Consider the following 16,833-nt stretch of genomic DNA (forward strand, 5'->3'; position numbering starts at 1 on the left):
GTATAATGTAAAAAAACAAACATACCTATTGTTGCAACAACTCTTGTATGTGAAACGGTTTATTAAAAAATATTTTTATTCTTTTCTTCAATAGTTTTTATGAAGACGGGCTGGTCTCTCATCTCATGATAGGCAAACAAACAGTTTTGATTGATTTAACCTGAACAAGATCGAAATAAGAGAAAAACTTACGCTTTAGGTCTTTCTTTCAATATAAAAAATAATAAATTATCCTTATAAATTAATATCTTAAACAATCATAAAACTATAGGGAATTTTCCCCATTTATAAAATACATTTAATTAATAAATTTTCCTGATTTTGGAAATCCTTTTGGAACCAAACGCCCAACTCCCGCACGCGTTCCCATCCATTCAAAGAGATCGTCCGCCTGACGGTTAAAGATTCGTTCAGCTGTATCTTGCCAACTTAAGCCTTCTGATAAATTAAAAGTCTTGGCATCAACAACACCACCTTCTTTATAACGCTGTAAACGAACACCTTTACCGCGATTCATTTCTGGTATTTGTTCAATAGAAAAAATAAGCATTTTACGGTTTTCACCAACTACAGCCACATGATCACCATTTACCGGAACACAAAGCTTTACCTTATCAGGAGCTTTCACATTCATCACTTGCTTTCCTTTTCGTGTATTGGCGATCACTTCTGCAGAAGAAACAATAAAACCATTACCGTGAGATGAAACCAAGAGCAATTTTTCCTCGGCGCGATGCACAAAAGCTGTGAGAACATCGTGCTCATCATCCATATCAACTAAAAGACGAATAGGTTCACCATGTCCCCGCCCTCCAGGTAAACTATTTGCACCAATAGCAAAAAACTTTCCACCCGTACTGATCAGCACAATCTTGTCGGTTGTAAATGCCGGAAATGCTAACTTTAAACTGTCTCCTTCTTTAAAAGAAAGCGCTTTATAATCGGTCAAATGTCCCTTCAAAGCGCGCATCCACCCCTTTTCAGAAATAACAATAGTAATCGGTTCTTTTTCGATCATTGCTTGTTGAATATCATCAAGATCATGTCTTGGTGCCTCTTCAAACGTCGTACGTCTTTTCCCCAAGAGTGTTTCAGGACCAAAAGTGTTTCGAACTTTTTTGATTTCTTCTGAAATTATTTTCCACTGTTTTATAGGAGAAGCTAACAAATTCTGTAGTTTTTCTTTTTCAGCTTTCAAACTTTCAAATTCTTTACGAATTTCAAATTCCTCAAGTTTACGCAAAGAACGCAAGCGCATATTAAGAATAGCTTCAGCTTGATTTTCTGTTAATTCAAACCGATTAATCAGCTTCTTTTTCGGTTCATCCTCTTCACGAATAATCTGAATGACCTCATCGAGATTTAAATAGGCAATAAGATATCCATGAAGAATTTCCAATCGGCTATCAATTTGATCAAGCCGATAATGAGAGCGACGAATAAGCACTTCTTGACGATGTTCAAGCCATTGCTGCAAACTTTCTCGTAAAGAAAGAACATTGGGTATTTTTCCCAAAGACAAAACATTCAGATTGAGGGGAAATCTTACTTCAAAGTCAGTCAATTTAAAAAGAGACTCCATAAGGAGCTCCGGATCAACCGACCGATTTTTAGGAACCAGCACGATTCTGATATCTTCTGCTGATTCATCTTGGATATCCTCAAGCATTGGCAATCGGCGTGCAAGCAATAACTCTGCTGTTTTTTCAATAAGACGTGACTTTTGAATCTGATAGGGAATTTCAGTCACAACAATCACATAAGAACCACGGCTACCAGGTTCCTGATGCCAACGCGAACGCAAGCGAAAGAATCCACGCCCAACACGATAGGATTCCTCAATACTTTTTTTAGGTTCAACTAAAATTCCCCCCGTCGGAAAATCAGGACCAAGAACGAATTGATTTAATGCCTCATCATTTACATCGGGATGCGCAATCAAATGGAGTGCTGCATCACAAAGCTCAGCAACATTATGGGGTGGAATAGATGTTGCCATACCAACAGCAATACCAGAAGAACCATTTGCTAAAAGATTAGGGAAAGCTCCTGGTAAAACAACCGGCTCTTCATCTTCCTCATTATAGGTTAAACGAAAATCAATAGCATTCTCATTAATTCCTTCAAGTAACAATGCAGCCACTTCAGTCATACGTGCTTCCGTATAACGCATGGCAGCAGCATTATCACCATCAATATTACCAAAATTGCCTTGCCCATCAACCAACGGATAACGAACAGCAAAACTTTGAGCCAAGCGCACCAAGGCATCATAAATAGACGCATCCCCATGAGGATGAAATTTTCCCATGACATCACCAACAATCCGCGCACATTTCGCATAAGACTGTCCAGGATTTAGTTTGAGAAGACGCATCGCATGAACAATCCGCCGGTGGACCGGCTTCAATCCATCACGTACATCAGGCAATGCACGGTGTGTAATCGTAGAAAGTGCATAAGCCAAATAACGTTCCTGTAAAGCAGAACGTAATTCTATTGGTTCAATATGTTCTTTATCAAAAGGTAAATTCATTTTATCAGACATAGTATTAAAACAACAATTCCCACAATAATAAGAAATTATCTTATAGGATTTATTTAGTGAAATCTTCTATGAGTCGACTTTTTTATTAAAAGTCAATTACATAAAAACAAACGCTGCAATTAGAACATGAACAGAAAATTATATCAATTTGAAAAATTTATACATGTCCGTCCCCCTTGACCTAAGTAATTTATTGAAAGCTTTGTCAAATCCGACGATAATTTAACTGCCTACAAAGAGTTATTTCATCCTTTCTGGAATGACAAAAGCACCTTTCAAACATCATCTTTTATTATAAAGATAAATTGTATAATAATCCCCTTCAGTTTTTCTATGAAAAACTAAAAAATATTCAAAATTTATGAAATTTAAACTTTTTAGAGTAAGTCCATAGAATGGAAAATCACATTATTTTCATAAAAACGAAGAGACACAATTCTCTGCTACAACGTTGTAAAAACTTCAATAAAAAATAAATAATATATTGACACATAAAGATAATTCATTTTTTTCAACTAAAATGAGACTCCCGAATATTATAGAGTTCTTTCATTTCTAATTTATTCATGATCAAGCAATCATAATCATTTCCTCACCTATCACAAGTGGAAGAGCCACTATAGAAACAAGGAATAAAAATGCCTCGTAAAGAATCAACACACTAGCGTTTTTACCTATCTAAATTTCACAAACAACCACACACACCGATAGCTCTTGAAAGGCATCAAAACTTCACTCTACGTAGAAAAGATGAAAACAATCCATTATCAACTTTATGAGCTATTTTTGTGAGTAGGAGCCATGCGGATTCCTAAATCACGTAATTGTGTAGGAGAAACATCAGACGGAGCACTCATCAAAAGATCAAGCGCCTGTTGATTCATAGGAAATAAAGCAACTTCACGCAAATTTTTAACACCTTGCAACAGCATAATGATGCGGTCAATTCCTGCAGCCATACCACCATGTGGTGGAGCCCCATAATGGAATGCACGATAAAGACCACCGAAACGATCTTTCACAACTTCCTTAGAAAGTCCTACAAGTTCAAAAACTTTAAGCATCATTTCTGGTAAGTGATTACGAATTCCACCTGATGCAATTTCATAACCATTGCAAACAAGATCATATTGAAAAGCTTTAATAGTAAGAGGATCTTGACAGGCAAGGGCATTTTCTCCCCCTTGAGGCATGGAAAAAGGATTATGTGCAAAATCAATCTTTTTTTCATCTTCATTCCATTCAAAAAATGGAAAATCAACAATCCACGCCAAAGAGAAACTATCTCTATCAAGAAGATCTAATTCTTCCCCTACCCTTGTGCGTGCTGCTCCGGCAAAAGATGAAAACTTTTTTGGATCGCCAGCTACAAAAAAACAGGCATCCCCACTTTCAAGCCCAAGCTGTATACGGATTGCTTCAGTCCTCTGTTCACCAATATTTTTGGCGATAGGCCCTGCTCCTTCAAATTTTCCTTCTTCTTCACGCCAAAAAATATAACCGAGCCCTGGTTGCCCCTCACCTTGTGCCCATACATTCATACGATCACAAAAAGCACGACTTCCACCCGTTTTAGCTGGAATAGCCCACACTTGAGCATTCTCATCATTCGCTAAAATTTGAGCAAAGACTTTGAAACCAGAGTTATAAAAATGCTGAGAAACATCTTCCATAATGATCGGATTCCGGAGATCAGGCTGATCAGAACCATATTTTTGCATTGCTTCATCATAGGAAATGCGAGGAAAGCTTTGTGTCACAGTCTTTCCATCTGCAAATTCTTCAAAAATAGAACGCATAATAGGTTCCATAGTTGCTAAAACATCTTCTTGCTCAACAAAACTCATTTCAACATCTAATTGATAAAATTCACCAGGAAGACGGTCGGCCCTTGGATCTTCATCTCTAAAACATGGAGCAATCTGAAAATAACGATCAAAACCTGACATCATCAACAATTGTTTATATTGCTGTGGCGCTTGCGGTAACGCATAAAATTTTCCCTGATGAACACGACTTGGAACCAAAAAATCACGCGCTCCTTCCGGCGATGAAGCTGTCAAAAGTGGCGTCGTAAATTCCGTAAAACCATTATTTTGCATAGCCCGTCTCATAGCCGCAATAATTTCAGTCCGACGCATGATATTTTTGTGCATAGTCTCCCGACGCAAATCAAGAAAACGATATTTTAATCGAATATCTTCTGGATAATCAGGCTCACCAAAAACCGGTAAAGGAAGCTCATCAGATTTTGAAAGAATTTCTACCTCTTGTGCAAAAATTTCAATCTCACCTGTTGGAAGCGTTGCATTAATAACCTCATCAGAACGAGCACACACCTCCCCATCCACACGAATAACCCATTCAGAACGCACTTTTTCAATAACTTTAAAAGCTGGTGAAGCAGGATCAGCAACAATTTGTGTGATTCCAAAATGATCACGTAAATCCACAAAAAGAATCCCTCCATGATCACGAACACGATGAACCCACCCCGAAAGACGAACTTGTGTTCCTACATCACATCTACGAAGAGCCGCACAATGATGACTGCGATAACGGTGCATGTTTTTTACCTTTGATTATAATATTCACATGCGCTACAAACGCTTTTTAATAACCATTTGTCAAGATATGAGAATAAAAACTCAAAAATAAAGTCAATAAAGCACAAATTTAATTTATCGAATTATAATAAAATGATGAATCTTATTACACAAACAACAGATCTTGAAATTGCACTTAACGCTCTACGTACCTCTGATTTTGTAACAGTCGATACTGAGTTTATCCGCGAAACAACTTTTTGGCCTCAACTGTGTTTAATCCAGCTCGCATCACCAGATGTCACAGTTTTGATTGATCCCATAGCACCAAATATTGATTTACAACCTTTTTTTGACCTTATGATCGATAAAAAAGTTGTAAAAGTTTTTCATGCTGCGCGCCAAGATATTGAAACAATTTATCATCTTGGAGGTGTTATTCCTTCCCCTCTCTTTGATACGCAAATAGCAGGATCAATTTGTGGATTTGGTGATTCTATCTCCTATGATCAAATTGTACAACGCTGCACGGGGCATCATCTTGATAAATCCTCCCGCTTTACAGACTGGAGTTACCGCCCTTTGTCTGAAAAACAACTGCTCTATGCACTTGCCGATGTAACTTACTTAAGAGATGTTTACCTGTTATTGAAAAAAAGGTTAGAAAAAAATCAACGTGCTCACTGGATGGACGATGAAATAACAATCCTTTTAAATCCTAAAACCTATGATATGCCAGAAGATGAAGCATGGAAAAAAGTGAAAGGAAAAATTAAAAAGCCACGTGAACTTGCTGTATTACAAAAGATAGCAGCTTGGAGGGAACGTGAAGCACGAAAATACAATATGCCACGTCGTCATATCATAAAAGATGAATGTCTTATAGAAATAGCAACCCAACAACCAAAAGATGAATCTGCATTAAAGCGGTTGCGCAGTCTTAATAAGAACTGGGATAAACTCTCAATTTCTCAATCATTAATCAAAGCTGTCCACGAAGGATTAGAGGTGGATCTTTCTGCTTTACCCCCCATTCCTAAACATAATCCACTCAATGATACGACGGCCGCTGTTATCGATCTACTCAAAGTGTTATTAAAAATTGTTGCAAATGAAAACAGCATTGCCCCTAAAATTATTGCAACATCTAATGATTTAGAAAAAATTGCCAATGGAGGAATAAAGAAAAATATTCCTGCTATGAATGGCTGGCGCTATGAAATATTTGGTCAAAAAGCCGAACAACTGCTAAAGGGCCAGATAGGATTTTACTTTAACGATGGAAAAGTAAGCACAAAACAGCTTTAATTTACATTTTTATTTTAAAAATCCATTAATCTACATCAATTGGTATGCCCTATAGGCCAACGCAAATAGGATAAATAAAACCTACTTCTGACAAAGTTAAAAACTTGAATAGTAAACTCTTATTAAAATGACAGATAAATCTTTATTAGATCAATCAAATAGCAATCTTATTAAGAAAATCTAAAAAAACAGACAGCTCCTCATTTAAAAGTTTTAAAAAGAAAAAGCTCTGATAATAAAAGCGTATTCATTACAAAAATAGTAGCCTAGCAATCGGAACAAACAAAGATATAATGCCTCACGTCACCATATCGTATTAAAAAAAACTACCGAGATTGCAATCTAACAATCAAAAACGATCCAGCATAACAACTAAAATACCTAACAAAGGCAATATATTTATTTATAAAGATAATCTAGCGTTATTTATATTAAATTAGCCCCCCGAATATCGTAAGTTTCTCTTATTCCATCTCAATAAGACTCATAAAGTTTTACATAAGAAATTATATGATAAAGCGCTGTTTTTTTTATAGATTAAACACCTTTCAAAGGATTCAAAAAATCATGGTTAATAAATAGTTATGATTTATTTCTATTTTTTATAGTGAAAGGATTTTATAATGACTGAAATGATATTCTTTTGCCAGACCGTGAAAGTGCAAAACTGTTTCATATGAGTATTTCAACATTCCGCCGTCATGTAACCAATGGATCTCTTCCAAAACCTTTAAAGTTTGGTTTTTTATCGCGTTGGTTACAATCGAATCTTATCAAGATAATCGAGCAAGCTAAACAGAAACGTTATAACGACGCTGCATAAAAGAAAACCTTTTCACGTAAAAATGGACAAGGCTTTTCATTTTCACATGAAGCTTATGAAGTGAAAAATCCATCCTGTGACGCAAATAACAGAATAAAAAATTATGCTTTCTTTTATGAATGCTCAGGGCATTACAAATGCCTTGCATGGAGTCTGGCTTGGGCGTTATGGAACAAGTCCTATTGTCCAGCTCGTGATGATAGATTGCCTAGTTTATCCCTTGTCAATGGCCCTATTATAAGACATAAAACACGAATAAATTAGAAAAAAATCAAAAAATTTCAAAAGCGAGAGGTTGTTTTATTATTTTTGATAACTTCTGTAATCGTCCAAGAGGACGTTCTCCTAATAACCCAGCGTAATTCTTTGGGATCTGCAGGATAATATGATCTGCTTTTTTATGCCACAATAAATGAGGTAAAATTCCTGCAACAGAAGCACTAAAAAGATGAGCAATACGCATAGTTTCGCCAAGAATACGTGCTTTTTCAATTATATTTTGAGTTGCTAATTGAAAAATGGGAAGAGATTCTTTATCAACCAATAAACTCGTATTGCGAAAAAAAACAGCAAGCGCTGCATAAAGGCGCCCTTCATGAGAAATTCCTGGATAAGATCCTAAAGCTATTTGATTTGCTGCTTCATTGCCTCGATAATCTGGATGTATACGCCAACCAATATCTGCAAGAAGACAAGCGGCTTGACGATAACGGCATTCATTTTCAGTTTCTGAAATTCCAAAAACTTCAAAAGCATTCGTCGTAAAATCAATGAGTTCTTCTGCTTGTTTTGGTGAACGTGCCCGTAAAATAGCCATTTCTGTGCATGCTGCAATGAGAGGATCTGAAAGCCGAATCGCCTGCGGCAAACGTGAATAAAGAAAACCTTCACGAACGCCAGCACCAGAAAAGATTATCTTTTCAAACTCCATACACTGAATGAGTTCAATAAGAACTATTGCCCCATAAGATAAAAGTTTTCGACGATTCTGAGAAACCGCTGCAATCCCTCTCATATTATCAATATTGCCACGTGCTACAAGACGTAAAAAGTTCTCCATTTCAACGGCATCAACTTCATAGCCATGCATAACAGGGAGCCGATAGTGTTTCATTGCCATATGGAGTTTTGCCAAATTACGCCATGTCCCCCCTACTGCATAAAAATAACGTGCTATACCTTTACGAGTACGAACAACAGACGATTTATAAAATTGCTCATGTACAATTTTTGTAGCTACAGCACTATCATTATTTGACATATACTGTAGCCTTAAACCACCCAATGGAAGAGTTATCCCTTCACCAACATCAGAATGATCAATATCAATCAGCTCAAGACTTCCACCACCAAGATCCCCAGAAATACCTTTTGGTTGATAAAAAGTAGACACAACTCCATATGCTGAATACATAGCTTCTTCACTTCCTGAAAGAAGATATATTTTATTTTGCAAAATATCTTCAGCATGCTGAATAAATGCTACGCCATTCTGTGCATCTCGTGCTGCTGCTGTTGCTAAAGTATAGACCTCATCTGCCCCAATCTGTCGACAAAGCGTACGAAACCGTTTCAGTGTTTGCAACGCCATTTTCATCGATTTTTCTTCTAAAAATCCCGTTTTTGCCACACCATGACCGAGACCACAAAGAATCTTTTCATTAAACAAAACTGTTGGTGATCGAACAAGCCCCTCATAAATAACCAACCGAACAGAATTTGAGCCAATGTCAATAACAGCAACAGGCTTACACCCTTTTAACCGACCTTGAGCATCTCTATATGTCATTGGATTTCAGTCTTTATGTATTTCGGCTTGTTGCCGATGCAACGCAACCAAGCGCGAAACAGAAGACTCAAAAGACTCATTTTCCCCCGCAAAACTTGTATTGGCCATAAAATACTCCTGCGCATTAAATAGACTTTCACCTATCTGCGGTGTAATACGTTTTGATGTTCCATCCTTAAGTATATCAAAGCTTTGTTGATTATCAATGATATTAGCTAACATAATCTGTAAAAGAATTTTTTGACGGACTATTTTATTAAAAACTGGAACCAATATTTCAATACGATAGTCCAGATTACGAGGCATCATATCAGCAGAGCCTAAGTAAACGATTGCATTTTCATTAGGCAAATCTTGACCATTCCCAAAACAAAAAATGCGACTATGTTCAAGAAAACGCCCGACAATTGATTTTACACGAATATTATCCGAAATTCCTAGAATACCAGGACGTAAACAACATATCCCCCGCACAACCAAATCAATTTGCACCCCTGCTTGACTAGCACGATATAAAGCATCAATAATTTCAGGATCTACCAATGCATTAACTTTCATCCAAATAGCAGCAAACCTTCCCTGTTGTGCGTAAACAATTTCTTCCTCAATATGCTCTAAGATACGACCACGCAATGTTAAGGGTGAAAAAGCAATCTTCATTGTTTCATTTGGACGCTCATATTGCGCAATATAATTGAACAATAACGCAACATCATGAGCGATATCATCATCTGTGGAAAAAAAAGAAAGATCGGTATAAGTTTTAGCGTTAATGGGATGATAATTTCCTGTCCCAAGATGAACATAAGAACAAAGACGTTTTCCCTCACGTCTCACAACCAATGACATCTTAGCATGCGTTTTTAATGCAATAAAACCAAAAATAACTTGAACCCCAGCACATTCAAGATCTCGGGCCCAACGAATATTTGCTTCCTCATCAAAACGTGCTTTAAGTTCTACCAAAGCAGTCACAGACTTTCCCTGTTCAGCTGCTTCAATCAAAGCGCCAACAATTGGACTATCATTTGATGTACGATAAAGTGTTTGTTTGATTTCCACAACATCAGGATCGCAAGCAGCTTGACGTAAAAATTGGACAACAACATCAAATGTCTCATAGGGGTGATGAATCACAATATCATTTTCACGAATAGCCGCAAAACAATCCCCTTTATGTTTACGAATACATTCTGGAACACGAGAAATATAAGGAATAAATTTGAGATCATCACGAGGAATAGAAACAATTTCTGATACCGTATTAAGCGCTAAAAATCCATCAAGAACATTAATACAATTATCAGGAACAGCGAGACTATTCGCTATAAATTGACGTAAACTCTCTGGCATTTTTGCGTCAAACTCAACTCGAATAACCTGCCCACGGCGCCGCCTTTTAAGAGCAATTTCAAAAAAGTGAACAAGATCCTCAGCTTCTTCTTCTACTTCAATATCGCTATCTCGGATTACTCTAAATGTACCAATTCCTTTAACCTCATAGTTAGGAAATACATGTTTAATAAAAAGGCAAATAACATCTTCAGATGCAATAAAACGAAAATGATTGCCTTCTTGAGGAAGAAGAATAAAACGCCTTAAAAGCATTGAAATAGACAACAACACTGTGTGTGAGTTCTGATCAGTTTCTCCAGACAATTGAAGCGCAATAGAAAGCCCTAAATTAGGAATAAATGGAAAAGGATGAGTAGAATCAACAGGCAAAGGTTTTAAAACAGGAAAAATTGTCTCAAGAAAATATTTTTCAAGCCATAATTTTTCAATTTCTGAAAGATCATCAGAACAAATAATTTCAATATCATTCTTTTTTAATTCATCACGTAAAACATTCAATTCTCGTAGTTGGTGAGCCTGCAGCTTTAAAATCTCAGCTAATACAATATCAAGTTGTTCCTGTGGAGTGTGCCCATCTGCACTGCACGCTGTAACGCGAGCACGAATTTGAGCTGCTAGTCCTGCAACACGAACCATAAAAAACTCATCAAGATTTGCAGCTGAAATAGAAAGAAATTGTAGACGTTCTAATAAAGGATGTTTCGAATTAGCCGCTTCCATCAAAACACGATTATTAAATTGTAGCCATGAAAACTCTCGATTAATAAACCGTACCGGATTTTTCATTGTTATATTCGATATAGAAATTTTATTTACCACCCTCTGTTCCATATATCCTAAATAATTTTCTTTTATATTTTCTAAAATCCTTGACGAAATATCTCACATAACATTTGATAATATGTTATCATCATAATAATATATCAATGCTTAACTTCCCTCATCATTTTTCCATTTAATATTTAAAAATACTTGGAATTATTGCTATGCGCAAAGCACTAAAAGCTAAGACAACTATTCTAATATAGCATAAAAGAAGAGAAATTTGTCTTAAAAAGCATCTTGCATTATTATACGCTTTATTACAAACTCACGCCTATAAAATAGAAGAGCCCAATCATAGCTGATGAGAAAATTTATTCTGGAGTTTGTATGCCATGGCTGATCACAATATTCCTCATTTCCAAAATGACCTTGGATATAAAACAATCGAAATTGGTGTGAAAGAATTTATGTGTGTAGGCGCTACACAACCATTCGATCATCCTCATATCTTTATCGACATGGGAACAGCAGATGAGAAAATTTGCCCTTACTGCTCAACCCTTTATCGTTATGTTCCCTCGCTATCATACGATCAAACAAACCCAACAGGATGCTTATGTAATCCAGAAAAGCTATTATAATTGCGTTTTTTGGCTTTCTTAATAACCCCTCTTTTAATTCTGCTTGTTTAATATGAAATCATTTGTGGAACAATCACCCATCATCGTTGGAGGAGGAATTGCTGGTTTAAGCACTGCTTTAGCACTCGCTCATAAAGGAATTGCAAGCACCATTATCGAAAAGTGTAAGCAACTTGAAACGATAGGCGCTGGTATTCAACTGACACCAAATGCAACATCTATTCTTGCTCGCTGGGAACTTCTTAACAAACTCTCTGAAGTCGCGACAATCCCATATTTTCTTGAGTTAAAAGATGGATTATCTTTAAAAATACATCTACGGGCTCATCTTATTAATCTAACAGAAAAATATTGGAAAGCCCCTTATATGACGATTCACCGCGCGGCTTTACAAAAAATTTTATATAATGCAGTGATTGAAAATCCTTTGATCAAATACAAAGCAGGCGAAACGATTGTATCTTCTACCCAATCTGCAACCAACATTAAAATCACGACAATAAAAACAGATACGGCAACAGAACAGCTTCATTCAACGCCCCTCCTGATCGGATGTGATGGCGTTTGGTCAACATTACGGCAACAATCTCCTTTTCATGAAAAAGCAAATTTTAGTGGCTTTATTGCTTGGCGTGCAACAACAACATTTGATAATCTTCCTCAAAACTTTCGTTCTTCATTGCAAAATATGAAGACAATTACGGCTTGGATGGGACCAAAAAATCATCTTGTTGTCTACCCCATTCAATCATCAGAAAAAATTTTTAATTTTGTCGCCATTACGCATGGAGAAAATTCAAAAGAAGGATGGGCCCATAAAGGAAATAAAGAAAAACTCAAATCTCTTTTTAAAGATTGGAATTCAAAAATCTTACAAATTTTCGATCATATTGATGAATGGAGTTATTGGCCACTCTTTCAAATGAAACAAAATCGTTTTATCGGTTTAGAGAGACAAGTATTTGTTGGCGATTGCGCACATGCTACCTTACCTTTTGCAGCACAGGGTGCCGCTATGGCAATCGAAGATGCTGCCACATTAGCAAAAGCACTTTCATTGAAAGATTTTTCATTAACGAAAGCACTTTCGCTTTACGAAACAACACGCACACCCCGTATTGCAGCAGTAAAAAAACGCGGAGATTTCAATAGATTAGCCTATCATGCAACCGGTCCCATAGCAATTGCACGCAATCTCATGATGAAAATTCGTACACCAGAGAGCATTATGTCAGATCTCAATTGGCTTTACATGTATGATGCGATGAATTCTATAAAAAATAATGATAAAAACTTATAAAATCCTTCCGACACTTTGAATATTACGAAAGAACGAGATTTTTTTTAATTTTATGACACTAAAAAAATATCATAATTTACTCAAATAAAAGCAATATTTTTCGAAACCTACAATCCGATTTTAAAAGCTCAATTTTTAGCTCTCCTAAAAGCAAAAACACCACTCAAAATCAGCTCCCATCTTTAATCTTTCTTTAACTCAATTCTACATCAACAACACCCTGAATTAATTTCATAGCATTTGCGACATGTGAATTTACCTTATATCGCTTAGGAAGCGCAATTTCGACTTCTCGCAATCCATCCTCTTGAATTAAAATAAGCCCCACCTCTCCATTCCCCCCAAGATTTAAGTTTTGTTCAATTTGTGGAAGCATATCAACTGTTTTTATAAAGAGACGCATCATTTTATGCTGTTGTAATGATTCATTTTCCAAAGACTGAATTGTTTCAATTCGCAAACTAACTCCTTCAGAACGATTTTCTGCGCTCACCGTAATAATAAAAGATTTTCCGGGTTCTAGCATCTCTTCATAATCCGAGAGTGCCTCAGAAAAGAGAACTGCTTCATATTGTCCACTTGTATCAGAAAAATGAATAATTCCCATTTTTTTACCAGATTTTGTTTTGCGCACGTTTTTTGCCACAACAGTTCCAGCAAGCCGTGCAGCCGTTGCTCCCCCTTTAACGGCATTGGCAAAATTACCCCAAGTCTGAATGCGTTTTTTGTTTAGAATAGCTTGATACTCCTCCAAAGGATGCGCAGAAAAGTAAAAACCTATAGCTTGAAATTCTCGATAAAGTTTCTCAGCCGGCAACCAAGGGGTTGTTTGCGATAAAATCAATGGTTCTTTTAATCCGCCTGCCATTCCAAATATATCAACCTGCCCGCTAGAATTGTCATCGAGAATACGAAGTGCACGCGCATGAAGGGTTCCAAGATTGGCTAATAAAACCTCACGTGCAATGTTAAAACAATCAAAAGCACCAGCACAAACTAAACTTTCCATCGCACGCTTATTAACAATACGAGGATCAACACGCGCACAAAAATCTTCCAAATCCTTAAAAATCTTATTCCCACGACAAGAAACAATATGATCTACAACAGTTTCTCCCACACCTTTAATGGCAGCAAGAGAATAATAAATACAGTTATCACCAACCTCAAAAACACGATGAGATGTTTGTATAGAAGGTGCAATAACTTCAATACCCAACCTTAATGCTTCACGCCGAAAATCATTGAGCTTATCTGTATTCGTCATATCATATGTCATTGAAGCAGCTAAAAACTCAACGGGATAGTTTGCTTTCATATAAGCCGTTTGGTAAGAAACAATTGCATAAGCAGCAGCATGCGATTTATTAAAACCATAATCGGCAAATTTTGCTAAAAGATCAAAGATAATATCAGCTTGATCTTTATCCACGCCACCTGCAACAGCTCCATTGACAAAACGCGTACGCTGTTTTTGCATTTCAGCATGAATTTTTTTCCCCATAGCACGACGTAATAAATCAGCTTCTCCAAGCGAATAACCAGCAAGAACCTGAGCAATCTGCATCACCTGTTCTTGATAAACAATCACACCTTGTGTTTCTTTGATCAGATGATCTATTTTAGGATGAATAGAAGCAATTTCCTCTTCCCCATGTTTGCGTGCATTATAGGTTGGAATATTCTCCATTGGACCTGGACGATAAAGTGCGACCAGCGCAATAATATCTTCAATACGGTCTGGCTTCATTCCAATCAACGCCTTGCGCATACCAGAACTTTCCACCTGAAACACACCAACCGTTTCACCACGTGCCATCATAGCGTAGGTTGCTTCATCATTCAGAGGAATATTTGATAAATCTATTTTAATCCCCTTTCTGGCAACAAAATCGACTGCCATTTTCAAAACAGTAAGCGTTTTTAATCCAAGAAAATCAAATTTTACCAGCCCCGCCTGTTCCACATATTTCATGTTAAATTGTGTAACAGGCATATCAGAACGAGGATCACGATACATCGGGACAAGCTCCCAAAGTGGACGATCTCCGATAACAATCCCAGCAGCATGAGTTGAAGCATGACGATAAAGTCCCTCCAACTGAAGTGCTATATCTAATGCGCGGCCAACAACGGGATCTTTTTTCTTTTCCTCTTCAAATTTAGGTTCATCCTTAATAGCATCAGCCAATTCTACCTGACTTCCTGGCGTGGCAGGAATTAATTTTGTAAGATAATCCACCTGACGATAAGGAACTTCTAAAACACGCCCCACATCACGCAAAACTGCACGCGCCTGTAACTTACCAAAGGTAATAATTTGAGCAACTTGATCACGTCCATATTTTTTTTGAACATATTGAATAACTTCTTCGCGCCGCTCTTGACAAAAGTCGATATCAAAATCTGGCATCGAAACACGATCTGGGTTGAGAAAACGTTCAAAGAGAAGAGAAAACCGTAAGGGATCAACATCAGTAATCGTCAATGCATAAGCAACAAGTGAACCAGCACCAGAACCCCGTCCTGGTCCAACGGGAATATCATGAACCTTTGCCCATTTTATGAAATCTGAAACGATAAGAAAATATCCAGAAAATTGCATACGCGTAATAACTGAAATTTCATAATCAAGCCGCTGTTCATAATCTGCAATCGTATACCCTTCAGCCAACCCTATTGTTTCAAGCCGCATCTTCAAACCAGCTTTAGCTTGATTTAACAACTCACTATCTTCTATTTCTAAAGTATTTTCTGAATTAGCAGATTGTTCTATAAAACGAGGCAATATCGGTTTTCGAAGAGGCGTGGCAATATGACAACGCAATGCAATTTCAACACTATTTTCCAAAGCTTCTGGAAGATCAGAAAACAGTGTAACCATTTCATCTTGTGACTTCAAATAATGATCTGGCGTCACACGTTTGCGATCTGGATTAGAGACGATTTGTCCTTCTGAAACAGCCATCAGCGCATCATGGGCTTCATATCCTTCTCTTTTCAGAAAAAAAGCTTCATTTGTTGCAACAAGAGGAATTTCATGCGCATAAGCCAATTCAATAAGATCAGCTTCTACTCTCTGATCATAAGAGCCATGCCGTTGTAACTCCACATAAAGACGATCAGCAAAAGATTTTTTCAAATAAATTAAGCGCTCAACAGCATGTTCTTTTTTCTCTTCTGCCAAAGAAAGATTAATAGGTCCTCCCTTTCCTCCCGTTAAAGCGATTATTCCTTCACTGTGTTCTGACAACCAATCAGCTTTAATATGAGGAGGATCAGTATCACATTTATCAAGATAAGCACGGCTAACAAGACGAACCAAATGAGCATAACCGGTTTTGCTAGCAGCCAAAAGAACAATAGAGCAGAAATCAGAAGAATTACGCCATTTAGCCAAACGTGAATGATCATTTTCATCACGAAAGTCAACAGTAAGCTGACAACCAATAATAGGTTGGACCCCATGAGAAAGACAATGCTGTGAAAATTCCAAAGCACCAAATAAATTATTGGTATCGGTAATAGCAACCGCTGGTGCATGATCTGAAATCGCCTGTTGAATAATTTGGGGGATTTTTAAAGCCCCCTCGAGCAAGGAATAAGCTGAATGCACTCTCAAATGAATAAAGCGAGGAAGAGAATTTTTGTTCTCTTGCATTTTATTTTTTACCACTCTCACAATTTCCCACTACAAAATCAATGCTAAACAGCACCCCTTATAAAAGAAAAAACTTCTGTTTATCATAACTTTAAA

9 protein-coding genes are annotated in these 16,833 nt (G+C 37.0%); 4 read left to right on the forward strand and 5 right to left on the reverse strand.

Going from position 1 to position 16,833, the window contains the following annotated elements; all coding sequences use genetic code 11:
* Nucleotides 1-298: 298 nt before the first annotated feature.
* Nucleotides 299-2,548, reverse strand: a complete 2,250-nt coding sequence (gene parC / locus ACFILY_RS02735) for a DNA topoisomerase IV subunit A (RefSeq protein ID WP_273791186.1) — start codon at nt 2,546-2,548, stop codon at nt 299-301.
* A 773-nt stretch (nt 2,549-3,321) separates the two neighbouring features.
* The gene (aspS, locus tag ACFILY_RS02740) at nt 3,322-5,115 is read right to left on the reverse strand and encodes an aspartate--tRNA ligase (protein WP_375637467.1); all 1,794 of its coding nucleotides are present in this window, start codon (nt 5,113-5,115) and stop codon (nt 3,322-3,324) included.
* A 132-nt stretch (nt 5,116-5,247) separates the two neighbouring features.
* Between aspS and rnd the strand changes: the two genes are divergently transcribed.
* Together rnd and ACFILY_RS02750 are read left to right on the forward strand one after the other, a co-directional pair.
* A complete protein-coding gene (gene rnd, locus ACFILY_RS02745; RefSeq protein WP_375637466.1) occupies nt 5,248-6,402 on the forward strand; it encodes a ribonuclease D in 1,155 nt (384 codons plus the stop codon).
* A gap of 637 nt (nt 6,403-7,039) precedes the next feature.
* Nucleotides 7,040-7,225: a helix-turn-helix transcriptional regulator gene (locus ACFILY_RS02750; protein WP_375631280.1), complete on the forward strand. Its 186-nt coding sequence runs from the start codon at nt 7,040-7,042 to the stop codon at nt 7,223-7,225.
* A gap of 271 nt (nt 7,226-7,496) precedes the next feature.
* Here the strand turns inward: ACFILY_RS02750 and ppx are convergent, their stop codons facing one another.
* Nucleotides 7,497-9,014, reverse strand: a complete 1,518-nt coding sequence (gene ppx, locus ACFILY_RS02755) for an exopolyphosphatase (protein ID WP_273791189.1) — start codon at nt 9,012-9,014, stop codon at nt 7,497-7,499.
* A gap of 6 nt (nt 9,015-9,020) precedes the next feature.
* The gene (locus ACFILY_RS02760) at nt 9,021-11,201 is read right to left on the reverse strand and encodes an RNA degradosome polyphosphate kinase (protein WP_273791190.1); all 2,181 of its coding nucleotides are present in this window, start codon (nt 11,199-11,201) and stop codon (nt 9,021-9,023) included.
* A gap of 326 nt (nt 11,202-11,527) precedes the next feature.
* Between ACFILY_RS02760 and ACFILY_RS02765 the strand changes: the two genes are divergently transcribed.
* On the forward strand, nt 11,528-11,776 hold the full coding sequence (locus tag ACFILY_RS02765) for a zinc-finger domain-containing protein (RefSeq protein ID WP_375637465.1): 249 nt from the start codon (nt 11,528-11,530) through the stop codon (nt 11,774-11,776).
* Nucleotides 11,777-11,828: 52 nt separating this feature from the next.
* A complete protein-coding gene (locus ACFILY_RS02770; protein ID WP_375637464.1) occupies nt 11,829-13,076 on the forward strand; it encodes an FAD-binding protein in 1,248 nt (415 codons plus the stop codon).
* A gap of 193 nt (nt 13,077-13,269) precedes the next feature.
* Here the strand turns inward: ACFILY_RS02770 and dnaE are convergent, their stop codons facing one another.
* Nucleotides 13,270-16,737 carry a DNA polymerase III subunit alpha gene (gene dnaE, locus ACFILY_RS02775; RefSeq protein WP_375637490.1) on the reverse strand — a complete coding sequence of 1,156 codons (3,468 nt, stop codon included), beginning with the start codon at nt 16,735-16,737 and terminating at the stop codon, nt 13,270-13,272.
* Nucleotides 16,738-16,833 lie beyond the last annotated feature (96 nt).

Source organism: Bartonella sp. CL25QHWL (assembly GCF_042195335.1).
Taxonomy (GTDB): Bacteria; Pseudomonadota; Alphaproteobacteria; order Rhizobiales; family Rhizobiaceae; genus Bartonella.